Below are 21,850 nucleotides of genomic sequence, written 5' to 3' on the forward strand. Positions count from 1 at the left end.
CAGAGAGCACCTGTGAGTGCCTCTGCGCAGAGAAAAGACGTGGTGAAAGCAAAAAGAGAAGCGGGATTACCGGTAAGTGTTGCGTCGTCGCGCGGGCGCGCCCTTGCGGCCTGTTGCAGCGCGCTTCGCGGGCGCCGGTTTGATTAACGCCTCCGGCGCCTCGGGCTGTTCAATCGCAAACACCGGCAGCGCGTCCAGCAGCCGTTTGCCATAGGATTTGGTGAGCAGGCGGCGGTCATAAATGACGATTTCGCCCCAGCAGCTGTGGCTGCGGATAAGTCGCCCCACCTGCTGAATGAGATTGAACGAGGCCGCGGGCAGGCTTTGCACTTCAAACGGATAACGCTTGAGGCTTTTCAGCCACTCGCCCTCGGTCACCACCACCGGGCTGTCCACCGGCGGGAAGGCGATTTTATGAATATGCACCTGGCTCAACAGCTCGCCTTTGAGATCAAGCCCCTCGGCAAACGACTGCAGCCCCACCAGCACGCTCGCCTCGCCCTGCTCCACTTTTTTACGGTGCAGCTCCACCAGCCGGTAGCGCGGCTGATCGCCCTGCACCAGCAGGCCGAGCCGCAGATCGGGCACAAAGGATAAAAAAGTCTGCATCGCGCGGTTACTGGCGAACAGCACCAGCATCCCTTTATGCTCGCCCTTTTTATATTCCGCGCGGAAATAGGCCGCCATCTCGGCGAGGTGCGCCTCTTCATGCTCCATCATCGGCTCATGGCGCAGGCGCGGGATCACGAGTTTGCCCTGCTCGAAATGATTAAACGGCGAATCGAGCGTCACGAAGCGGTCGCCTGCTTTATCGCGCAGGCCGCTCATCTCCTGAAGCCGCGCAAAGCTGTTAAGCGAGCGCAGCGTGGCGGAGGTCACCACCACGTGCGGCACCTGCCGCCAGATGAGTTTTTCCAGCTGATCGCTGACGCGAATGCCCACGCAGTGGAAGAAAATATGCGGCTGCCTCTCGCGGGTCTCGCGCGTCACCCATTTGGAAACCGGCGCGCCGGAGGCGTGCGCCAGCGAGGCGAGCCGCCAGAGCTTGCTCTGCGCTTCAAAGTGGCCGAGCGCGCGGTTCATCTGCAACAGCACCCGGTGCAGGCGCACGATGTCGTGGCTGCCGGTTTTTTCGCTGAGATCGTTTAAGAACAGCTCCGCCAGCCCGCGCAGGTTTTCAGTGAGCTTCGCCAGCCGCTCGCAGATTTCCATCACCTCCTGCGGCAGTTCGCCCATCGGGAAGCGAAACTCGCTCTCATCACCCGGCGGCAGCAACAGCCCGACGATTCGGTTCATGGTGGCGACAAGCTCATACACTTCTTCGCAATGATTATTGAGACGCTCAGGCGTGGAAAGCGGCGGCACGGTTTTTGGCCGGAACTGCTCAAGGCAGGTGGCGACCAGTTTGCTGAAGAGGTCGAGCTGCAGTCGCGTCCAGGGCGCGCTGATATCGGCGCTCATCTCCAGCGCGTCGCGGGCGACGTCCGGCAGATGGTGGCCTTCATCAAGCACCAGCAGCAGATGCTTCGGCTCCGGCAGGACCGATTCGCTCTCCAGCGCCGCCATCACCAGCGCATGGTTGGCGACCACCACTTCCGCCTCCTGAATTTCACGGCGCGCCACGAAGAACGGGCATTCCCGGTAATAGTGGCAGTTGCGATTCAGGCAGCTCGCTTTATCGGTGCTGAGCCGCGACCAGAGGCTATCTTCAATCGCCTGGTCGGTGTGATCGCGAAGGCCGTCCCACTTGTAGCTGTCGAGATCCGCTTTGAGTTTCGCGCAGCGCTGCTGCTCCTCTTTGCTGTTCGGCGTCAGCTCGTCGTCAAGAAACGCCAGCAAATCGCCCTGCGAGGCGCTGTCGGTGGAGAGCGCCGCGAGGTTGCGCGGGCAGACGTAACGCCCGCGACCGAAGGCGGCGGTAAAGCGCAGTTCAGGGATGATTTTACGCAGCAACGGGAGATCTTTGCTGAAGATCTGATCCTGCAACGCCACGTTGGCGGTGCTCACCACCAGCGTTTTTTGCTCTTCGCGGGCGATGGCGATACCGGGGATCAGGTAAGAGAGGGTTTTGCCGACGCCGGTCGGCGCCTCGATAGCCAGATGCCGCCCTTCATCGCCGCCGAGGGTTTTCGCCACTTCCGCAATCATCTGCCGCTGCGGGGCGCGGGGAATGAAGTCCGGTATCTGCTGCTGAAGCGCCTTATACCAGGCGGCGATTTGCGATTTCTGCGCGGCGGTTAATGCCATCTGAAGCCCTGAAATACTGTATAAACAGCCACTATTGTGGCACTTTTCCACCGCCAGCTGAACCTTTTTTTACCCGCGCGGCGCGGGCCGATTCGCAAGGCGGATCACAATTTGTCGTCACGCTAATCATAAATCACGGGTCATTCATTGACCGAATACCAGGCGGGTGTTAGGTTTTTTAACATTGCATTGTGCTTGTTACCGTTCGGCGGGCAAAACCTGAATGCAGCCCCGGGGAATTCCCTGGCGCCTGTATTTATGTTTTGCCCGTTTTTGCTTTCAGGAGTCGGCGATGATCATTAAGCAAATCCTTAATAATAATGTCGTCAGCGCCGTCGACGAACGCGGCCAGGAAGTGATTGTCACCGGCCGGGGGCTCGGTTTTAACGCACGCGTGGGCGAAACGGTAAATAGCCGTCACATCGAGAAAACGTTTCGTCTGCATGACGATACGGTTTCGGCGCGCTTTAAAATTTTGCTGGATGAAATACCGGTGGAGATAGTACAGCTCACCGACGATATTGTGGCGCTTGCGCGCCAGACGCCGGGCATAAAATTAAGCGAAGGCATTTATGTGACACTTGCCGATCATCTTTTTTATGCCATTGAGCGCCGCCAGAAAGGCGTGGAAATCGCCAATCCGTTGCAGTGGGAAGTGCGCCATTTTTATCAGGATGAATACGCCATCGGACGTCAGGCGCTGGCGCTGATTGCCGCGCGTACCGGCGTGCTGATGCCCGATAGCGAGGCGTGCAGCATCGCGCTGCATATTGTGAACGCCGGGCTTAACGATCCGAAAGGCAAAATTAACGACATTACCCGGCTGATTTATCAGATCCAGAATATTGTGAAGTACTGGTTCGCCGTCGGCCCCGATGAACAGTCGCTCAATTACCAGCGTTTTATTACCCACGTAAAATTTTTCGCCCAGCGGGTAATAGAGGGCCAGCGGCTTGAAAACGACGACAGCGAATTATTCGCGATGGTGCAGCAGCGGTATAAAAATACCGTGGCGTGCGTGGAAGCCATTAGCGATTTTGTGGAAAAGAATTATCGCCACGCGATGACGCATTCGGAAAAACTCTATTTAACGGTGCATATCGATAACGTCGTTCACCGTTTAGTGCATTCCCTTTAGGCTTGTTACTGTTCATTCAGGCAAACCCCAGAGGCAGCAACGCGCCGGTAATCATCCCGGCGACTGTTTAATGAAACCGCAGGGTTTCATTCTGGAGAGGAATAGCCATGAACCACCCGCAAACCGCCCGCCAGATAATCACCCATCTTGGCGGCGAGGCGAATATTCTTTCGCTCTACCACTGCATTACCCGGCTGCGATTCACGCTGGTCTCGCTCGATAAGGTCGACCGCGCGGCGCTTGAAAATCTCGACGGCGTCATGGGCGTTAATCTGTCGGGCGATCAGTTCCAGGTCATCATCGGCAGCGAGGTCGCGCCGCTCTGCCAGGCTGTCCTCGCGCAACTGCCAGGGCTTGATGCCCGCAAAATGGCCGCGCCAACGAAGCGCCGCAACCCGGTCTCCGTAGTGCTGGAGGGGCTGGCCGGGATCTTCTCGCCGATTATTCCGGCTATCGCCGGCGCGGGTATTCTTAAGGGCGTGCTGTCGCTCTGTCTCGCGCTGGGCTGGGTGCAGGCCAGCAACCAGACGTATCAGATCCTGATGGCGATAAGCGACGGCGTCTTTTTCTTTATGCCGCTGGTGCTCGCCTTCAGCGCCGGGAACAAATTCGGCGCGAACCCCTATGTGGCGGTAGCGCTCGCTGCGACGCTGTTTCACCCCACGCTCACCACGCTTCTGAAATCCGGCGCGCCGGTGGCGTTTCTGGGTATACCGGTATCCAGCGTCTCTTACGCCTCGTCGGTCATTCCCATTCTGCTGGCGGTGCTGCTGCTCAGTTACGTCGAGCGGTTTATCGACCGTCTGATGCCCGCCGTACTGAAAACCATGTTTGTGCCGCTGTTAAGTCTGGTGATTGTCGCGCCGGTTACGCTTATCGCCATTGGTCCGGCCGGGATCCTGCTTGGCAACGCGCTCTCCGGCGGCATCCTCTGGCTGGTGGCGAACATGGGCTGGCTGGCGGGTGTGATTGTCGGCGGCACGCTGTCGCTGATGATCATTACCGGTATGCACTACGTGCTGGTGCCGATTGTTATCAATAACATCAGCAAGCTCGGCTACGACCCGTTCAAAATTCTTTTTTACGTCGCCAATATGGGCCAGGCGGGCGCGGCGTTCGGCGTGTTCCTGCGCGCCCGTAATAAGAAAATCAAGACGCTGGCGCTCTCCACCAGCTTCAGCGCCGCGATGGGCATTACCGAGCCCGCGATGTACGGCATTAACATCCGCTTTAAACGCCCTTTCGCCGCGGCGCTCATCGGCGGCGCCTGCGGCGGCGCGTTCGCGATGGCGCTCGGCGTGAAAACGTACGCCTTCGCCTTAAGCGGCATTCCTGGCATCCCGGCGCTGGTCGGCCCCACTTTCCTGTGGGCGCTGGCGAGCCTGGCTATCGCGTTCTGCTCGGCGGCGCTCATCACCGTCCTGCTGGGCTTTGAGGAGCCCGCCGAAGCCCCGGCAGAGCCGGAGGTCGTGGCAGGCTTAAGCCCCGTGGCGCAGGCCCGCGAGGAGCAACTTTTCGCACCGGTCAGTGGCCGCCTGACCCCGCTCTCCGCCCTCAGCGACCCGGTTTTCGCCGATGAAATCTTCGGCAAAGGCATCGCCATCATGCCCGAGAGCGGCGAGCTGCTCTCGCCGGTAAACGGGCGCATCGAAGCGGTTTTCGACAGCAACCATGCGCTCACGCTCAGGAGCGACTGCGGCGCTGAAGTCTTGATTCACATTGGCATCGACACCGTGAAGCTTGGCGGCCAGCACTTTACCCGCCACGTGGAGAACGGTCAGTTCGTCGAGGCCGGACAGCCGCTGATTAGCTTTGATCTTGCGGCGCTCAACGCGCTCAACATCGACCCGAGCGTCATTGTCATTGTCACCAATACCGACTGCTACGGTGAAATTCGCCCGCTGAAACAGGGCGACGTGGCACCCCGTGAAGCCTTTCTGAAACTGACCGCCGCGGCGGCTTAAGGGAGAACAGCATGGCCTTTTCCAGAGCATTTCCTGAGGATTTTTTATGGGGCGGCGCAACCGCCGCCAACCAGCTTGAAGGCGCGTGGAACGTCGACGGCAAGGGGCTGTCGGTCTCTGATGTCTACACCTTTGACGTCAGCACGCCCAAAGAACGCTGGCTCGATCAGTGGCTCGGCATGACCCACCGCCAGGTGGCGGAAGCGCAGGATCCTGAGAGCACGAAGTATTACCCCAAGCGCAAGGGCAACGATTTCTATCACCGCTATGAAGAAGACATCGCGCTGTTTGCCGAAATGGGCTTCAGATGCTTTCGCATGTCGATCGCCTGGACGCGCATCTTCCCACGCGGCGACGAAACAGCGCCGAACGAGGCGGGCCTCGCCTTTTACGATCGCGTCTTCGACACGCTGTTAAAACATAATATTGAGCCGATTGTCTCGCTCTCACATTACGAGATGCCGCTTGCGCTGGTGACCGATTACGGCGGCTGGCCTAACCGCCAGCTGGTAGATTTTTACGTGCGCTTCGCCACCACCGTCTTCACCCGCTACCGCAAAAAGGTCAAATACTGGATGACCTTTAATGAGATCAATTGCGTGAAGCACCACCCGTACGTCAGCGTTGGGGTAATTGAAGAGGATCACCCGCATCTGGAGCAGGCGAAGTATCAGGGCGCGCACCACCAGTTTGTGGCCAGCGCCCTCGCGACCAAAGCGTGTCACGAGATAATCCCCGGCTCGCAGGTGGGCTGCATGATTAGCTACCAGATGCTCTACCCGCACACCTGCCACCCGGACGATTTGCAGGCGTGCGAAGAGGAGCAGCGCGTCTCGCTGTTCTTCAGCGATGTCCAGGCGCGCGGCTACTACCCGGCCTGGACCGAGCGAATGTTCGCTGAGAAAAACGTCCGGCTTGAAAAAGCGACAGGCGACGACGAGATCCTGCGCCTTTACCCGGTCGATTACGTCTCGTTCAGCTATTACATGTCGAGCACCGTCAGCGCGCACCCGGCGCAGCTCGAAGGCGTGACCGGCAATCTCATCACCGGCGGCATTCGCAATCCGTATCTGCCGCAGAGCGACTGGGGCTGGCAGATAGACCCGCAAGGGCTGCGCCTGGCGCTGAACCAGCTTTATGACCGCTACCAGAAGCCGCTGTTTATCGCCGAAAACGGTCTCGGCGCCGTAGATAAGCCCGCCCCCGACGGCACCATTAACGATGACTACCGCATTGAGTATCTGCGCCAGCATATCGGCCAGATGCAGGAGGCGATTGCCGACGGCGTGAAGCTCTTTGGTTACACCTGGTGGGGGCCGATTGACGTGGTGAGCGCCGGTACCGCGCAGATCTCTAAACGCTACGGTTTTATCTATGTCGATCAGGATGACATGGGCAACGGCAGCCAGGCGCGCTCGCGCAAGAAAAGCTTCCACTGGTACAAAAAAGTCATCGCCTCGAACGGCGCGGATCTCAGCGATTAAGGAGCAGACATGGCGATTTTCCCGGATAACTTTTTATGGGGCGGCGCGATTGCCGCCAATCAGGCCGAAGGCGCGTGGAATGAGGACGGCAAAGGGCCTTGCATCGCCGACGTGGTACGCGGCGGCATCGCCTCAGGCAAACATGACGCGACGATTGACCCGGCCCTTTATTACGCGAGCCACGAGGCCATCGATTTTTATCATCACTACAAAGAGGATGTGGCGCTGTTCGCCGAAATGGGTTTTAAATGTTTTCGCACGTCGATTGCCTGGTCGCGCATTTTCCCGCGCGGCGACGAGTCGACGCCGAACGAAGCGGGCCTCGCCTTTTACGACGCGCTGTTTGACGAGTTGCTGAAATATGGCATTGAGCCGGTGATTACGCTTTCCCACTACGAAACGCCGCTGGCGCTGTTTGAGGAATACGGCGGCTGGCAGAACCGGCAGTTGATCGATTTCTTTACGCGTTACTGCGAGACGGTGTTCCGCCGCTATCAGCATAAGGTCAAATACTGGATGACCTTTAACGAGCTGAACAACATGAACCGGATGCCGTTCGCCACCGGCGCGGTGGAAGCAGGCGCGACGCCGCAGGCGATTTACCAGGCCAATCATCATCAGTTTGTCGCCAACGCGCTCGCCAATAAGCTGTGCCACGAGATTATCCCACAGGCGAAAATCGGCTGTATGTTGTCGTTAAGCACCGTCTACCCGGCCACCTGCAACCCGGATGATGTGTTCGCCACCTACCAGCTGCGCCGCCGCTCGCTGTTTTACGCCGACGTGATGATGCGCGGCCACTATCCGGCGTACGCGCAGCGGCTGTTTCGCGATAACGACATTCATCTGGATATTCACCCCGGCGATACCGCGCTGCTGGCGCAATACCCTTCAGATTATCTCGGCTTTAGTTATTATCGCAGCGTGCTGCATAAAGCGGGCGCGCAGTTACGTGTGGACACCGGCGGTGCGATGGGCGAGGACAATCCGTACCTTGAGAAAACCGCCTGGGGCTGGCCGATTGATCCGGTCGGGCTGCGGCTGGTGTGTAATGAGCTGGCCGACCGCTACGAGAAACCGCTGTTTATCGTGGAGAACGGCTACGGCGGCGAGGATATCGCCGATGAAAACGGCGAGTTTAATGACGAGGCGCGCATTCAGTATGGCCGCCAGCATATTCAGGAGATGGCCGAAGCCGTGGCGGACGGCTGCGACATCATGGGATATACGTGGTGGGGGCCGATTGACATCGTGAGCGCCGGCACCGGCGAGATGAAAAAGCGCTACGGGTTTATTTATGTCGATAAAGACAACGAGGGCAACGGCACCCTGGCGCGGCGCAGGAAGCGCAGTTTCAGGTGGTATCAGCAGGTGATAGCAAGCAACGGCGAGCGGATTTAGGACGTTGTGCAGGGTTTCGTAGTTTTGTAGGGCGGGTAAGCGCAGCGCACCCGCCGTCAGCATCGCCGTCAAATGAAATCCATTACCTGTTCAACACTGGCGAACCGCTGAACCCACGGATATGCACGCCCGGCTACCTGTTCCGTTCGCTACGACGCTCATTCTCTCTGTCACGTTTTTTCACGCGAACGTGTTAAGGGGGCTCGCCGCCGCCCCCTTAACAATCCCGGCTCGCGGCCAAAGGGCAGCCGCAAGGGAAAACATCCGGCATCGGCGTTGGTTTTGTGGTTTCGTAGGGCGGGTAAGCGTAAGCGCACCCGCCGTTAAATTAAAGGGTGGGTGCGCTTCGCTTACCCACCCTACCTGTGAGATTAACCGCCTGGTTCCACCGCTTACCCATAAAAAAGGCGGGTACGCTTTCGCATACCCGCCTTTTCACCGGCCTTATCAGGCGCCGCTTACCACATCCGTGGATTATTCCCCGGACGCTTTACGCGGCGCGCGACGGGCGCGCGGTTTGGCGCTCGCCGGACGGTTGCCTTCACCTGCCGGACGACGCGAACGCTCGCCTGACGGACGGTTGCCCTCGCCTGCCGGACGACGCGAACGCTCGCCTGACGGACGATTGCCTTCGCCATCCTGACGACGTGAACGCTCACCCGACGGACGATTGCGTTCACCGGAGGAACGGCTACCTTCGCCGTCCTGACGACGCGGCTGGCCCTGACCACGACCGCCGCCGCCCTGACCACCGCGTCCGCCGCGGCCCTGGCGACCGTTAACGATAGGCTCCGCCGGGATAGACGGATCCGGCTCGTAGCCCGCAATCGCCATGCGCGGGATCTCGCGCTTGAGCACGCGTTCGATATCGCGCAGCAGTTTATGTTCATCGACGCACACCAGCGACAGCGCTTCGCCGGTCGCGGCGGCGCGCCCGGTGCGGCCGATACGGTGAACGTAATCTTCCGGCACGTTCGGCAGCTCGTAGTTCACCACGTGCGGCAGCTCTTCGATATCCAGACCGCGCGCGGCGATATCGGTCGCCACCAGCACGCGAATGCCGCCGGTTTTGAAGTCTGCCAGCGCGCGGGTACGGGCGCCCTGGCTCTTGTTACCGTGGATAGCCGCAGCGGTGATACCGTCTTTATTCAGCTGCTCCGCCAGGTGGTTGGCGCCGTGTTTGGTACGGGTAAACACCAGCACCTGCTGCCAGTTGCCGTCGCCAATGAGGTAAGAAAGCAGTTCCCGCTTGCGCTTTTTATCCACGAAATGCACATGCTGCGTGACCTGCTCGGAGGCCGTGTTGCGGCGCGCCACTTCCACTTCTTCCGGGTTACGCAGCAGTTTTTCCGCCAGCGTTTTGATGTCGTCGGAGAAGGTGGCGGAGAACAGCAGGTTCTGACGCTTCGGCGGCAGTTTCGCCAGCACGCGGCGGATGTCGTGAATAAAGCCCATGTCCAGCATACGGTCGGCTTCGTCCAGCACCAGCACTTCCACCTGGTCGAGCTTCACCGCGTTCTGGTGTTCCAGATCGAGCAGACGGCCAGGAGTTGCGATCAGCACGTCCACGCCGCTGCGCAGTTTCATCATCTGCGGGTTAATGCTCACGCCGCCGAAGACCACCAGCGAGCGGATATCAAGATATTTGCTGTACTCGCGCACGTTCTCGCCCACCTGGGCCGCCAGTTCGCGCGTCGGGGTCAGGATCAGCGCGCGCACCGGGCGACGGCCTTGCGCGTGCGGCGCTTTCGCCGTCAGACGCTGTAACAGCGGCAGCGTGAAGCCTGCGGTTTTGCCGGTGCCGGTCTGGGCGCTGGCCATCAAATCTTTACCTGAAAGCACCACCGGAATGGCCTGGCGCTGGATCGGAGTCGGTTCGTTGTAACCCTGCTCGGCAATGGCGCGCAGGATCTCAGGGCTTAAGCCCAGTGAATCAAAAGACATAGTTATTCCTGACTCGTCCCGACCGCAAAGGGTGTAGTTTCAGGGAGTCTAATGGCCGTCTGGCCGGAGAAGGGACATAAACCACAATGTCGCAGAGGAGCGGAGTGTAACAGTTTTTGTGAGCTACCGCATAAATTCTCGCGCCTGTTTGTGATCCGCTGCTTTTTTCATCTCGACAAGGGCGTTTTTTAGTCATAAAGTTAATCAATCGATTGATTAACTTTTATGGACCGCATCGATATGTCGCTCTCCATTACGCCGCCTACCTCTCGCGGCGAGCAGGCCAAAGAGAAGCTCATTAGCGCCGCCATTAACCAGTTCGGCGAATATGGCCTGCACGCCACCACGCGGGATATCGCCGCCGCGGCCGGGCAGAATATTGCCGCCATTCCTTACTACTTTGGCTCGAAAGAAGATCTTTATATGGCGTCGGCGCAGTGGATAGCCGATTTTATCCGCGTTCATTTTCAGCCCCACGCCGACGCCGCCGAAGCGCTGCTCAGCCAGCCGGCGCCAGGCCAGGCTGCGATGCGCGCGCTGATTGACGACGCCTGCCGCCAGATGATCCAGTTGATGACCGCCGACGAGACGCTGAGCGTGAGCAAATTCATCTCCCGCGAGCAGCTCTCCCCGTCGCCGGCGTATCAACTGATTCACGATCAGGTCATCGCGCCGCTGCACCATCATTTTACCCGGCTCATCGCACGCCTGACCGGCGCCGATCCGGACGCCACCGAAACGGTGCTGCATACCCACGCGCTGATTGGCGAAATCCTCGCGTTTCGTCTCGGACGCGAAACCATTCTGCTGCGCGCCGGCTGGCGGCAGTTTGACGACGACAAAGCCGCGCAGATCCACCGGGTGGTGACGCTGCATATCGACTGGATCCTCGCGGGTCTTTCAGGGAGCCTTCGTGATGAATAAAAAACGCGTCGCGCTGCTGGCGCTGGTGGTAGTCATTATCGTCGCGGCGATTGCCGGGTGGCGCTGGTATGCCGCGCGCCACACGCCGCTGACGCTCTACGGCAACGTTGATATTCGCACCGTGAATTTAAGCTTTCGCGTCAGCGGCCGTCTGGCGTCGCTTGCCGTCGATGAAGGCGACGCGGTACGCGCCGGACAGCCGCTCGGCGATCTCGACCCGGCGCCGCAGCAAAACGCGCTGCGCCAGGCGCAAGCGAACGTCGCCGCCGCGCGGGCGAAATACGATCTCACCGTCGCGGGCTTTCGTGATGAAGAGATAGCCCAGGCCGCCGCCGCGGTGCACCAGGCGCAGGCCGCCTATGATTACGCGCAGAATTTTTATCAGCGTCAGCAGGGCCTGTGGCGCACCAAAGTTATCTCCGCCAACGATCTGGAAAACGCCCGTTCGGCGCGGGATCAGGCGCAGGCGCAGCTGAAAGCCGCGCAGGATAAACTCAGCCAGTATCGCGCCGGCAACCGCCCGCAGGAGATCGCGCAGGCACAGGCGAATCTCGAACAGGCGCAGGCGGAGCTCGCCCAGGCGCAGCTTAACGCGGAAGACACGCGCCTGGTTTCCCCGTCTGACGGCACCATACTGACGCGCGCCGTAGAGCCCGGCTCGATACTGAACGCGGGCAGTACGGTATTCACGCTTTCGCTGACCCGCCCGGTCTGGATACGCGCTTACATTGATGAGGGGAATCTGGGCCGCGCCGTACCAGGGAGCAAGATCCTGATTTACACCGATGGCCGCCCCGACAAGCCGTACCATGGTCAAATCGGGTTCGTCTCGCCAACCGCGGAGTTCACGCCGAAAACGGTCGAAACCGAAGATCTGCGCACCGATCTGGTCTACCGCCTGCGCATTGTCGTCAACGACGCCGACGATGCGCTGCGCCAGGGGATGCCGGTCACGCTGCGTTTCCAGGATGAGGCGGCGGATGGAAACCGCTAACGACAGCATCGTGCTCGACGGGCTGGTCAAACGCTTTCCGGGCCTTGATAAACCCGCCGTCGCGCCGCTCAGCGTGACGATCCGCGCGGGCAGCGTCACGGGGCTGGTGGGGCCGGACGGCGCGGGCAAAACCACACTGATGCGCATCCTGGCGGGGCTGATGCGCCAGGACGAAGGCCGCGTGCAGGTGCTCGGGCTTGACCCCATCGCCCAGGAGAACGCGCTGCATGCGGTGCTCGGGTATATGCCGCAGAAATTCGGCCTGTATGAAGATCTCACCGTGCAGGAGAACCTCAATCTCTACGCGGATCTGCGCAGCGTCACTGGCGCGGCGCGTCAGGAGACGTTCGCCCGGCTGCTGGAATTTACCGCGCTTGGCCCGTTCACCGGGCGGCTCGCGGGCAAACTCTCCGGCGGGATGAAGCAAAAGCTGGGGCTTGCCTGCACGCTGGTAGGCCAGCCGAAGGTGCTGCTGCTCGATGAGCCGGGCGTCGGGGTTGACCCTATTTCCCGCCGCGAGCTCTGGGAGATGGTGCATGCGCTGGCGGGCGACGGGATGTTAATTCTCTGGAGCACCTCGTATCTCGACGAAGCCGAGCAGTGCCGCGACGTGCTATTGATGAACGAAGGCGAGCTGCTGTATCAGGGCGCGCCGCAGGCGCTGACCGAGAAAATGGCGGGCCGCAGTCTGCTGCTGCGCCCCGATAATGGCGACAACCGCGCGCTGCTGCGCGAGGTGATGCAACGTCCGGACGTCGGCGACGCCACCATTCAGGGCGCGGCGGTGCGGGTGATTTTAAAAGAGGGCTCCGACGCAGACGCCCTGCGCGCCCTGCCCGGCGCCACGCTTCGGGAGACCGCGCCGCGCTTTGAAGACGCCTTTATCGATCTGGCGGGCGGCGCCGCGCTTCGCGAATCGCCGCTCGGCGCCATTCTGCATGACATTCCTGGCAGCCGCGACGATGTGGTCATCGAGGCGCGCGAACTGACCAAAACCTTCGGCGATTTTACGGCGACCGATCATGTGAATTTCACCGTACAGCGCGGGGAGATTTTCGGCCTGCTCGGGCCTAACGGCGCGGGCAAATCCACCACGTTCAAAATGATGTGCGGCCTGCTGAAGCCGAGCGACGGCCAGGCGCTGGTGCTGGGCCTCGATTTAAAAACCGACTCCGGCAAGGCGCGCCAGCGGCTCGGCTATATGGCGCAGAAATTCTCGCTGTACGGCAACCTGACCGTCGAGCAGAACTTACGGTTTTTCTCCGGCGTCTATGGCCTGCGCGGCCGGGCGCAGCAGGAGAAAATGGCGCGCATGAGCGAGGCGTTCGGGCTGAAAAGCATCGCCAGTCAGCCGACGGACGCGCTGCCGCTCGGTTTTAAGCAGCGCCTGGCGCTGGCCTGCGCGCTAATGCACGAGCCGGATATTCTGTTTCTCGACGAGCCGACGTCCGGCGTCGACCCGCTGACCCGCCGCGAATTCTGGCGGCACATCAACAGCATGCCGGAGAAAGGCGTGACGGTAATGGTGACGACTCACTTTATGGACGAGGCGGAATATTGCGACCGCATCGGGCTGGTTTACCACGGCAAGCTTATCGCCAGCGGCACGCCGGATGATTTAAAGCGTCAGGCGGCGCGCGATGCTGAAGACGAGCCGACGATGGAAGAAGCCTTCATCCGCCTTATCAAGGCCTGGGATAAGGAGCACAGCCAATGATGAAGCTACGGCGCGTGCGCGCGTTGTGCGTAAAAGAGACGCGACAGATCCTGCGCGACCCAAGCAGCTGGCTTATCGCGGTCGCCATTCCCCTGCTGTTACTGTTTATCTTCGGTTACGGCATTAACCTCGACTCCAGCCGCCTGCACGTCGGCGTGCTGCTGGAGCAGCGCAGCGAAGAGGCGCTCGACTTCACCCATACCATTACCGCCTCGCCGTTTATCGCGCCGACCATCAGCGACAATCGCCAGCATCTGATTTCGCTGATGCAGGCCGGGAAAATCCGCGGGCTGGTAGTCATTCCGGTGGATTTCGCCGCACGGATGGCGCGCCCTGGCGACAGCGCGCCGATTCAGGTGATCACCGACGGCAGCGAGCCGAACACCGCCAATTTCGTGCGCGGCTATATGGAAGGCATCTGGCAGCTCTGGCAGGCCGAGCGCGCGGAGGATCGCGGCGAGACGTTCGAGCCGCTGATTGATGTCCAGCTCCGCTACTGGTTTAACCCGGCGGCGATAAGCCAGCACTTTATTATTCCCGGCGCCGTGACGATCATCATGACGGTTATCGGCGCGATACTGACCTCGCTGGTGGTGGCCCGCGAGTGGGAACGCGGCACCATGGAGGCGCTGCTCTCAACCGAAGTAACGCGCGGCGAGCTGCTGCTGTGCAAGCTTATCCCCTACTATTTTCTCGGCATGCTGGCGATGCTGCTCTGTATGCTGGTATCGGTGTTTATTCTCGGCGTGCCGTATCGCGGCTCGCTGCTGGCGCTGTTTTTCATCTCCAGCCTGTTTTTACTGAGCACGCTCGGCATGGGGCTGCTTATCTCAACGCTCACTCGCAACCAGTTTAACGCCGCCCAGGTGGCGCTGAATGCGGCGTTCCTGCCTTCGGTCATGCTCTCGGGGTTTATTTTCCAGATAGACAGTATGCCCGCCGTGATTCGCGCGGTGACGTATATCATCCCGGCGCGCTATTTCGTCAGTACGCTGCAAAGCCTGTTCCTCGCGGGCACGCTGCCGGGCGTACTGCTGGTCAACGTGCTGTTTCTGCTGGCTTCCGCCGTGATGTTTATCGGGCTTACCTGGGTGAACACCCGACGCCGCCTCGATTAAGGAGACGCTATGTGGCACCGTTTATGGACGCTTATCCGCAAAGAGTTGCAGTCGCTGCTGCGCGAGCCGCAGACCCGCGCCATTCTGATCCTGCCTGTAGTGTTGCAGGTGCTGCTGTTCCCGTTCGCGGCGACGCTTGAGGTGACTAACGCCACCATCGCCATCTATAACCAGGATAACGGCGCGCACGCGGTGGAACTGACCCAGCGTTTCGCCCGCGCCAGCGCGTTCAGCCACGTGACGCTACTCAATAGCGAGCAGGCGATCCGCCCGACGATCGATGCCCAGAAGGCGCTGCTGGCCATTCACTTTCCGGCGGATTTTTCCCGCAAGCTGGTGCGCGGCGAACCCGCCCCCCTGCAAATCCTGCTCGACGGACGCAACTCCAACAGCGCGCAGATTGCCGCCAATTACCTTCAGCAGATCGTCAAAGATTATCAGCAGGAGCTGCTGGCAGGCCGCGCGAAGCCTAACAACAGCGAGCTGATTGTGCGTAACTGGTATAACCCGAACCTCGACTACAAATGGTTTGTGGTGCCGTCGCTGATAGCGATGATTACCACCATCGGGGTGATGATTGTGACGTCGCTGTCGGTGGCGCGCGAGCGCGAACAGGGCACGCTTGATCAGCTATTAGTATCGCCGCTCGCCACCTGGCAGATTTTCATCGGTAAAGCGGTGCCGGCGCTGATTGTCGCCACCTTTCAGGCCACGATTGTGCTGGGCATCGGCATATGGGGGTATCAGATTCCCTTTGCCGGATCGCTTACGCTGTTTTATTTCACGATGGTGATTTTCGGGCTGTCGCTGGTGGGGTTCGGGCTTTTGATTTCGGCGCTCTGCTCTACCCAGCAGCAGGCGTTTATCGGGGTGTTTGTCTTTATGATGCCCGCGATTTTGCTCTCGGGGTATGTCTCGCCGGTGGAGAATATGCCGGTCTGGCTGCAAAACCTGACGTGGATTAACCCGATCCGGCACTTTACCGATATTACGAAAGCGATTTATCTCAAAGACGCCAGTCTCGACATCATCTGGCGTAGCGTGTGGCCGCTGCTGGTGATTGCGGCCACGACAGGGTTAGCGGCGTATGCCATGTTTCGACGCAAAATTGGCTGAATCGCGCTTGCGCTCTTTTACCAGCAGTGAAAGCAACGCAGGCCCTGCCAGAATCACCACGCCCGCCAGCGCCAGCAGCAGGTTATTGTGTAAAACGCGGGAGAGCAGCCAGAGCGCAATCAGCGCCGTGCCAAAATACCAGGTGGTGGTCAGCTCTTCCAGAAAGTCGCCGACCTCGCGCCAGAGGCCGTCGTGGTGGCGCTGGAACGCCAGCATCAGCACAACCGTCAGCGCGTAAAGCGCGCATAATACGAGGCCGACCTTCACCAGCGACCCGCTCATCCAGCCCGCCACCAGCATAACCACGACCGCCAGATGCAGCATAATCTGCCAGCAGCTGAGGCCCGTCGCCACGCGAATATATTGTTGCCACTTCATGGCCGCACTCCTGTGGGATTTTTCACTCATTCTTCAGAGTACCGCAGTTTACGGAAAATTCCGTATCCCCGCCGCTTTTTGTGACTGGGACTACACTTTAACGACATCAGGAGAATAAGAAGTGGCTGGGGAAACATGGCAGATACTACACAGCGATTTTCATTGAACGTTTTAACAATTAATACCCATAAAGGTTTCACCGCGTTTAACCGACGCTTTATTTTACCGGAACTGCGCGATGCGGTTCGCACGGTGTCGGCGGATATTGTCTGTCTCCAGGAAGTCATGGGCGCGCACGAAGTGCATCCTTTGCATGTCGAGAACTGGCCGGACACGACCCATTACGAATTTCTGGCCGACACCATGTGGAGCGATTACGCCTACGGGCGCAACGCCGTGTACCCGGAAGGCCATCACGGCAACGCCGTACTGTCGCGCTATCCGATTGAGCATTATGAAAACCGCGACGTCTCGGTGCCCGGCACCGAAAAGCGCGGCGTGCTGCACTGCCGTATTACCCCGCCCGGCTTTCCAAAAGCGATTCATGTGATTTGCGTTCATCTGGGGCTAAAAGAGGCGCACCGCCAGGCGCAGCTTATGATGCTGGCCGAGCTGGTCAACAGCCTGCCGGAAGGCGAGCCGGTGGTGGTCGCGGGCGATTTTAACGACTGGCGCCAGCAGGCGAACCGGATTCTGCGTAAAGAGGCCGGGCTTGATGAAGTCTTTACCCGCGCCCACGGACGCCCGGCGCGCACGTTTCCGGTGAGTTTTCCGCTGCTGCGTCTTGACCGGATCTATGTGAAAAACGCCTCGGCGAGCGCGCCGACCGCGCTGCCGCTGCGTAACTGGCGCCATCTTTCCGACCATGCCCCGCTGGCTGTGGAGATCCATCTATGAAAACGACCTGGCGTGACGGCAACCATATTGAGCTGTTAGAGAACGGCGACCAGTTTTATCCCGCCGTGTTTGACGCCATCGACAAGGCGCGCAGTAAAGTCATTCTCGAAACCTTTATCTGGTTCGACGATAACGTCGGCCGCCAGCTGCATGAGGTTATCCTGAACGCCGCGCAGCGCGGCGTCAGCGTCGAAGTCCTGCTGGACGGCTACGGCTCACCGGATCTCAGCGACGAGTTTGTCGGCACGCTCACCTCGGCGGGCGTGATGTTCCGCTATTACGATCCGCGCCCGCGCACGATGGGCATGCGCACCAACGTGTTCCGCCGTATGCACCGCAAAATCGTGGTGATTGACGGCGAGGTGGCGTTTGTCGGCGGCATTAACTACTCCGCCGAGCATATGAGCGATTACGGCCCGGAGGCGAAACAGGATTACGCGGTGCGCGTCGAAGGGCCGGTGGTGCAGGATATCTACCATTTTGTGCTCAGCAATCTCGGCGAAGAGCGCGTCAGCCGCTGGTGGCAGCGCCACTATCAGCAGGCGGTGGAGAACACCGCGCCGGGCGAGGCGCAGGCGCTGTTTGTCTGGCGCGACAATAACGACCATCGCGACGATATCGAACGTCATTATCTCAAGATGCTGGCGAACGCCAAAAAAGAGGTGATCATCGCCAACGCCTATTTCTTCCCCGGTTACCGCCTGCTGCATGCGATGCGCAACGCCGCCCGCCGCGGCGTGAAAGTGAAGCTGATTGTGCAGGGTGAGCCGGATATGCCTATCGTTAAGGTAGGCGCGCGCCTGCTTTATAACTATCTGGTGAAAGGCGGCGTCGAAGTCTATGAATATCTGCGCCGCCCGCTGCATGGCAAAGTGGCGCTGATGGACGATCACTGGGCGACGGTGGGCTCCAGCAACCTCGACCCGCTGAGCCTGTCGCTTAACCTTGAGGCGAATCTGATCATTCACGATACGCAGTTTAACCAGACCCTGCGCGACAACCTGACGCGGCTGATTCGTGAAGACTGTAAACAGGTGGATGAGAGCATGATGCCGAAACGCACCTGGTGGAATCTCGGCAAGAGCGTCATCGTGTTCCACTTCCTGCGCCACTTCCCGGCGATGGTGGGCTGGCTGCCCGCGCATACCCCGAAGCTCGCGCAGGTACCGCCCCCGGTACAACCTGAAATCGAAACCCAGGACCGGGTGGAGACTGAAAATCCTGGAGTGAAACCGTGATGGCGAAATCGCATCCGAAGTGGCGTCTGACAAAGAAAATCCTGACGTGGCTGTTTTTTATCGCCGTCGTCGTGCTGATTGTGATGTATGCGCAAAAAGTCGACTGGGAAGAGGTGTGGAAGGTCATTAAGAACTATGACCGCTCCGCCCTGCTTATCTCGGTCGCGCTGGTTATCGTGAGTTATCTGCTGTATGGCTGTTACGATCTGCTGGGCCGCGCCTACTGCGGCCACAAGCTCGCCAAACGCCAGGTAATGCTGGTCTCTTTCGTGTGCTACGCCTTTAACCTGACGCTCAGTACGTGGGTGGGCGGCGTCGGGATGCGCTACCGGCTTTACTCCCGCCTGGGACTGCCGGGGAGCACCATCACGCGCATTTTCTCGCTAAGTATCACGACTAACTGGCTCGGTTATATCCTGCTCGGCGGCGTCATTTTCACCTTTGGTGTGGTGAAGCTGCCGGCGCACTGGTATATCGACGAGATGACGCTGCGCATTATCGGTATTGTGCTGCTCGCGGTGATCGCGGTGTATATGTGGTTCTGCGCGTTCGCTAAACGCCGCCATATGACGATTAAGGGCCAGAAGCTGGTGCTGCCGTCGTGGAAATTCGCGATAGCGCAGATGGTGATTTCCAGCGCGAACTGGATGGCGATGGGCGCGATTATCTGGCTGCTGTTGGGCCAGGAGATTAACTATTTCTTCGTGCTGGGCGTCTTGCTGGTGAGCAGTATCGCCGGGGTGATTATCCATATCCCGGCGGGTATCGGGGTGCTGGAGGCGGTGTTTATCGCGCTCCTCGGCGGCGAGCACGTGAGCCACGGCGCGATTATCGCGGCGCTGCTTGCCTACCGTATGCTCTATTTCTTCGCCCCGCTGCTGCTGGCTATCGTTATCTATCTGGTGCTTGAGAGCCGCGCGAAGAAACTGCGCGCCAAAAACGAGCAGAAGCTCGCTAAGGCGCAGGGCTCTGAGAGCGTGCGCGAGGAGAACGATGAGCCGTCGCTGAGCCTCGCGAAGGAGAAGTGATGGGTTTATGGGTGACTGGTGGGTGCGCTGCGCTTACCCACCCTACAAAACCAACCTCAACGTTATCTTTGTGTCCGCTGGTGGGTGCGCTGCGCTTACCCACCCTACAAAAACCACTCTCAACGTTATCTTTGTGTTCGCTGGTGGGTGCGCTGCGCTTACCCACCCTACAACATACACATCGCGTCATCGTCATCTTGTAGGGCGGGCAAGCGCAGCGCACCCGCCGCCCCGCCCATAAAAAAACCCTCCGCAGAGGGTTTTGTCTATTCTCAGCCGGTTAACGACGGTTGCCGAAAATCCGCAACAGCATCAGGAACAGGTTGATGAAATCGAGGTACAGCGTCAGCGCGCCGAGAATCGAATATTTGCGCAGATTCCCATGGTCGTTCACGTCAATCTGCTCGCCCAGACTCTTCAGCTTCTGGGTGTCATAGGCCGTTAGCCCCACAAACACGATAACGCCGATATAGGTCACCGCCCACATCAGCGCCGGACTCTTCAGCCAGAAGTTCACGAGCGAGGCGATGATCAGCCCAATCAGCGCCATAAACAGGATATTGCCCCAGCCGCTGAGATCGCGTTTGGTCGTATAGCCATAAAGGCTCATCACGCCAAACATCCCCGCCGTCACCACAAACGTGCTGGCGATAGACGCATAGGTATAGACCAGAAATATAGACGAGAGCGTAAGCCCCGTGAGCGCCGAATAGAGCATAAACAGCGCGGTGGCGACCGCCGGGCTGAGCTTATGCACCAGTCCGGAGAGAACAAACACCAGGGCAAGCTGGGCGATGATAAGCCCGAAGAATACAAACCGGCTGGAGAAGATATACATCATCAGGTTTTCGTTGTTGGCCGAATACCAGGCGACAAAGGCGGTCAGTAACAGACCGCAGGTCATCCAGCCATACACCTGAGCCATAAACGTTTGCAGCCCGGCACGCGGCTGCACAATACTTTCATTTGAGCGTGGGAATCGATCCATGACGCTGCCTCATTCATTCAGTTAACTCGTGTCGAGACGCGCGCAACGCGCGCCTCCCCACCGTTAAGACTAGAACAAATGGCCGGTCACGCCATTCACCAGCGCTTCGCTGCCGCCTGATCGCTGTCGCGCGCCTCTACCCAGCGATCGCCTTCCGGCGTGGCTTCACGCTTCCAGAACGGCGCGCGCGTTTTAAGGTAATCCATAATAAACTGCGCCGCTTCAAACGCCTGGCTGCGGTGCGCGCCGGTCACGCCGACAAAAACGATTTCATCACCCGGCCACAGCTCGCCCACGCGGTGGATAACCGATACGCGCTGTAATGGCCAGCGCTCACGCGCCTCGGTGACGATCTCCGCCAGCGCTTTCTCGGTCATGCCTGGGTAATGCTCAAGCGTCAGCGCGCTTACGCTGTCGCCGAGATTGTGGTTGCGCACTTTGCCGGTAAAGGTCACGACCGCGCCGTCTTCATCGCACTGCGCCAGCCACTGGTATTCCTCGCCGACGCTGAAATTCTCATGGCCGACGCGGATGCGGGTGTCGTTCATCTCAGCCTCCGGTCACTGGCGGGAAAAAGGCCACTTCATCGCCATCGGCGAGCGGATGGTCAAACGGCACCAGCGTCTGGTTGACCGCCGCCAGCAGCTTGCCAGGCTCCAGCGCCAGCGCGAAACGCCCGCCGCGCGCCGCGAGATGTTCGCGCAGCGCTTCAACGGTCGCGAATTCCGCCGTCACGCGCTCGGCATCCACGCCGGTAAGCTCGCGCACCTGCGCGAAGAAAAGCACGTTAATCATGAGCATCTACCTGAAAATCGCCCGATTTGCCGCCGCTTTTCGCCAGCAGCCGCACCGGGCCAATCACCATATCTTTCTGCACCGCTTTGCACATGTCGTAAATTGTGAGCGCCGCCACCGACGCGGCGGTGAGCGCTTCCATCTCGACGCCGGTTTTGCCAGTCAGACGGCAGAGCGATTCAATACGCACGCGGCTGTGCGCTTCGTCGGCGAAAAGCTGTACCTCGACTTTGCTCAGCAGCAGCGGATGACAGAGCGGGATCAGCTCCCAGGTCCGTTTGGCAGCCTGAATACCGGCGATGCGCGCCGTGGCGAACACGTCGCCTTTGTGATGGCTGCCATTGACGATCATCGACAGCGTCTCCGGGCGCATTTCAACAAACGCTTCGGCGCGCGCTTCACGCACCGTTTCCGCTTTGCCGGAGACATCCACCATATGGGCTTCGCCCGCAGCGTTGATGTGGGTTAGTTGCGACATA

Annotated in this window: 19 protein-coding genes; 12 read left to right on the plus strand and 7 right to left on the minus strand. The window is 59.7% G+C overall.

Translation table 11 applies throughout. The features are described 5' to 3' along the window. Positions 1-66: 66 nt before the first annotated feature. Positions 67-2,247, minus strand: a complete 2,181-nt coding sequence (gene dinG, locus AACV31_RS21250; protein ID WP_165153427.1) for an ATP-dependent DNA helicase DinG — start codon at positions 2,245-2,247, stop codon at positions 67-69. A gap of 292 nt (positions 2,248-2,539) precedes the next feature. Here dinG and licT point away from each other — a divergent pair, with 292 nt between their 5' ends. From licT to AACV31_RS21270, 4 genes are all read left to right on the plus strand, one after another. After that, positions 2,540-3,385 (plus strand): BglG family transcription antiterminator LicT, encoded by an 846-nt coding sequence (gene licT / locus AACV31_RS21255; RefSeq protein WP_165153425.1) that lies wholly within the window; start codon positions 2,540-2,542, stop codon positions 3,383-3,385. A 107-nt stretch (positions 3,386-3,492) separates the two neighbouring features. Next, positions 3,493-5,349 (plus strand): beta-glucoside-specific PTS transporter subunit IIABC, encoded by a 1,857-nt coding sequence (locus tag AACV31_RS21260; RefSeq protein WP_165153423.1) that lies wholly within the window; start codon positions 3,493-3,495, stop codon positions 5,347-5,349. A gap of 11 nt (positions 5,350-5,360) precedes the next feature. After that, positions 5,361-6,833, plus strand: coding sequence for a glycoside hydrolase family 1 protein (locus AACV31_RS21265; protein WP_165153421.1), 1,473 nt, complete (start codon positions 5,361-5,363; stop codon positions 6,831-6,833). Between the two features lie 9 nt (positions 6,834-6,842). Then, on the plus strand, positions 6,843-8,234 hold the full coding sequence (locus tag AACV31_RS21270; RefSeq protein WP_105539177.1) for a glycoside hydrolase family 1 protein: 1,392 nt from the start codon (positions 6,843-6,845) through the stop codon (positions 8,232-8,234). A gap of 474 nt (positions 8,235-8,708) precedes the next feature. On the opposite strand, the gene rhlE is transcribed toward AACV31_RS21270, so the two are convergent. Then, positions 8,709-10,178 carry an ATP-dependent RNA helicase RhlE gene (rhlE, locus tag AACV31_RS21275; RefSeq protein ID WP_165153419.1) on the minus strand — a complete coding sequence of 490 codons (1,470 nt, stop codon included), beginning with the start codon at positions 10,176-10,178 and terminating at the stop codon, positions 8,709-8,711. Positions 10,179-10,403: 225 nt separating this feature from the next. Here rhlE and cecR point away from each other — a divergent pair, with 225 nt between their 5' ends. The 5 genes from cecR to AACV31_RS21300 are packed head-to-tail and all read left to right on the plus strand — an operon-like array spanning position 10,404 to position 16,047. Then, positions 10,404-11,102, plus strand: a complete 699-nt coding sequence (cecR, locus tag AACV31_RS21280; protein ID WP_165153417.1) for a transcriptional regulator CecR — start codon at positions 10,404-10,406, stop codon at positions 11,100-11,102. Continuing rightward, a complete protein-coding gene (gene hlyD / locus AACV31_RS21285) occupies positions 11,095-12,096 on the plus strand; it encodes a secretion protein HlyD (RefSeq protein ID WP_165153411.1) in 1,002 nt (333 codons plus the stop codon). Before cecR ends, hlyD begins: the two co-directional genes overlap by 8 nt. Then, a complete protein-coding gene (locus AACV31_RS21290) occupies positions 12,083-13,813 on the plus strand; it encodes an ATP-binding cassette domain-containing protein (RefSeq protein WP_165153409.1) in 1,731 nt (576 codons plus the stop codon). The genes hlyD and AACV31_RS21290 overlap by 14 nt, the downstream gene beginning before the upstream one ends. Beyond that, positions 13,810-14,931 (plus strand): ABC transporter permease, encoded by a 1,122-nt coding sequence (locus AACV31_RS21295; RefSeq protein ID WP_038857659.1) that lies wholly within the window; start codon positions 13,810-13,812, stop codon positions 14,929-14,931. Before AACV31_RS21290 ends, AACV31_RS21295 begins: the two co-directional genes overlap by 4 nt. 9 nt (positions 14,932-14,940) lie before the next feature. Beyond that, a complete protein-coding gene (locus tag AACV31_RS21300; RefSeq protein ID WP_165153407.1) occupies positions 14,941-16,047 on the plus strand; it encodes an ABC transporter permease in 1,107 nt (368 codons plus the stop codon). On the opposite strand, the gene AACV31_RS21305 is transcribed toward AACV31_RS21300, so the two are convergent. Beyond that, positions 16,009-16,425 carry a YbhQ family protein gene (locus tag AACV31_RS21305; protein ID WP_075199529.1) on the minus strand — a complete coding sequence of 139 codons (417 nt, stop codon included), beginning with the start codon at positions 16,423-16,425 and terminating at the stop codon, positions 16,009-16,011. The two genes, AACV31_RS21300 and AACV31_RS21305, sit on opposite strands and share 39 nt — an antisense overlap. Before the next feature lie 135 nt (positions 16,426-16,560). Here AACV31_RS21305 and AACV31_RS21310 point away from each other — a divergent pair, with 135 nt between their 5' ends. From AACV31_RS21310 to AACV31_RS21320, 3 genes are read left to right on the plus strand one after another with little or no spacing between them, the layout of a single operon-like run. Next, positions 16,561-17,322, plus strand: a complete 762-nt coding sequence (locus AACV31_RS21310) for an endonuclease/exonuclease/phosphatase family protein (protein WP_007768518.1) — start codon at positions 16,561-16,563, stop codon at positions 17,320-17,322. Continuing rightward, positions 17,319-18,560 carry a cardiolipin synthase ClsB gene (gene clsB, locus AACV31_RS21315; protein WP_165153405.1) on the plus strand — a complete coding sequence of 414 codons (1,242 nt, stop codon included), beginning with the start codon at positions 17,319-17,321 and terminating at the stop codon, positions 18,558-18,560. Before AACV31_RS21310 ends, clsB begins: the two co-directional genes overlap by 4 nt. Further along, positions 18,560-19,588 carry a lysylphosphatidylglycerol synthase transmembrane domain-containing protein gene (locus AACV31_RS21320; RefSeq protein WP_165153599.1) on the plus strand — a complete coding sequence of 343 codons (1,029 nt, stop codon included), beginning with the start codon at positions 18,560-18,562 and terminating at the stop codon, positions 19,586-19,588. The genes clsB and AACV31_RS21320 overlap by 1 nt, the downstream gene beginning before the upstream one ends. Positions 19,589-19,868: 280 nt before the next feature. On the opposite strand, the gene AACV31_RS21325 is transcribed toward AACV31_RS21320, so the two are convergent. From AACV31_RS21325 to moaC, 4 genes are all read right to left on the minus strand, one after another. Beyond that, positions 19,869-20,576, minus strand: coding sequence for a Bax inhibitor-1/YccA family protein (locus AACV31_RS21325; RefSeq protein WP_032806298.1), 708 nt, complete (start codon positions 20,574-20,576; stop codon positions 19,869-19,871). A gap of 95 nt (positions 20,577-20,671) precedes the next feature. After that, entirely contained in the window at positions 20,672-21,124 is a 453-nt protein-coding gene (moaE, locus tag AACV31_RS21330) for a molybdopterin synthase catalytic subunit MoaE (RefSeq protein WP_075199526.1), read from the minus strand. A gap of 1 nt (position 21,125) precedes the next feature. After that, positions 21,126-21,371 (minus strand): molybdopterin synthase sulfur carrier subunit, encoded by a 246-nt coding sequence (gene moaD, locus AACV31_RS21335; protein WP_075199525.1) that lies wholly within the window; start codon positions 21,369-21,371, stop codon positions 21,126-21,128. Continuing rightward, positions 21,364-21,849: a cyclic pyranopterin monophosphate synthase MoaC gene (moaC, locus tag AACV31_RS21340; protein ID WP_007768498.1), complete on the minus strand. Its 486-nt coding sequence runs from the start codon at positions 21,847-21,849 to the stop codon at positions 21,364-21,366. The genes moaD and moaC overlap by 8 nt, the downstream gene beginning before the upstream one ends. Position 21,850 lies beyond the last annotated feature (1 nt).

The organism is Cronobacter sp. EKM101R (assembly GCF_963888145.1).
Classification (GTDB): domain Bacteria; phylum Pseudomonadota; class Gammaproteobacteria; order Enterobacterales; family Enterobacteriaceae; genus Cronobacter; species Cronobacter turicensis.

What these genes read in the sequence shown, in the direction of transcription:
- dinG (WP_165153427.1), bottom strand. Translation starts at nt 2,247, where the DNA reads ATGGCATTAACCGCCGCGCAGAAATCGCAAATCGCCGCCTGGTATAAG.
- licT (WP_165153425.1), top strand. Translation starts at nt 2,540, where the DNA reads ATGATCATTAAGCAAATCCTTAATAATAATGTCGTCAGCGCCGTCGAC.
- AACV31_RS21260 (WP_165153423.1), top strand. Translation starts at nt 3,493, where the DNA reads ATGAACCACCCGCAAACCGCCCGCCAGATAATCACCCATCTTGGCGGC.
- AACV31_RS21265 (WP_165153421.1), top strand. Translation starts at nt 5,361, where the DNA reads ATGGCCTTTTCCAGAGCATTTCCTGAGGATTTTTTATGGGGCGGCGCA.
- AACV31_RS21270 (WP_105539177.1), top strand. Translation starts at nt 6,843, where the DNA reads ATGGCGATTTTCCCGGATAACTTTTTATGGGGCGGCGCGATTGCCGCC.
- rhlE (WP_165153419.1), bottom strand. Translation starts at nt 10,178, where the DNA reads ATGTCTTTTGATTCACTGGGCTTAAGCCCTGAGATCCTGCGCGCCATT.
- cecR (WP_165153417.1), top strand. Translation starts at nt 10,404, where the DNA reads ATGGACCGCATCGATATGTCGCTCTCCATTACGCCGCCTACCTCTCGC.
- hlyD (WP_165153411.1), top strand. Translation starts at nt 11,095, where the DNA reads ATGAATAAAAAACGCGTCGCGCTGCTGGCGCTGGTGGTAGTCATTATC.
- AACV31_RS21290 (WP_165153409.1), top strand. Translation starts at nt 12,083, where the DNA reads ATGGAAACCGCTAACGACAGCATCGTGCTCGACGGGCTGGTCAAACGC.
- AACV31_RS21295 (WP_038857659.1), top strand. Translation starts at nt 13,810, where the DNA reads ATGATGAAGCTACGGCGCGTGCGCGCGTTGTGCGTAAAAGAGACGCGA.
- AACV31_RS21300 (WP_165153407.1), top strand. Translation starts at nt 14,941, where the DNA reads ATGTGGCACCGTTTATGGACGCTTATCCGCAAAGAGTTGCAGTCGCTG.
- AACV31_RS21305 (WP_075199529.1), bottom strand. Translation starts at nt 16,425, where the DNA reads ATGAAGTGGCAACAATATATTCGCGTGGCGACGGGCCTCAGCTGCTGG.
- AACV31_RS21310 (WP_007768518.1), top strand. Translation starts at nt 16,561, where the DNA reads ATGGCAGATACTACACAGCGATTTTCATTGAACGTTTTAACAATTAAT.
- clsB (WP_165153405.1), top strand. Translation starts at nt 17,319, where the DNA reads ATGAAAACGACCTGGCGTGACGGCAACCATATTGAGCTGTTAGAGAAC.
- AACV31_RS21320 (WP_165153599.1), top strand. Translation starts at nt 18,560, where the DNA reads ATGGCGAAATCGCATCCGAAGTGGCGTCTGACAAAGAAAATCCTGACG.
- AACV31_RS21325 (WP_032806298.1), bottom strand. Translation starts at nt 20,576, where the DNA reads ATGGATCGATTCCCACGCTCAAATGAAAGTATTGTGCAGCCGCGTGCC.
- moaE (WP_075199526.1), bottom strand. Translation starts at nt 21,124, where the DNA reads ATGAACGACACCCGCATCCGCGTCGGCCATGAGAATTTCAGCGTCGGC.
- moaD (WP_075199525.1), bottom strand. Translation starts at nt 21,371, where the DNA reads ATGATTAACGTGCTTTTCTTCGCGCAGGTGCGCGAGCTTACCGGCGTG.
- moaC (WP_007768498.1), bottom strand. Translation starts at nt 21,849, where the DNA reads ATGTCGCAACTAACCCACATCAACGCTGCGGGCGAAGCCCATATGGTG.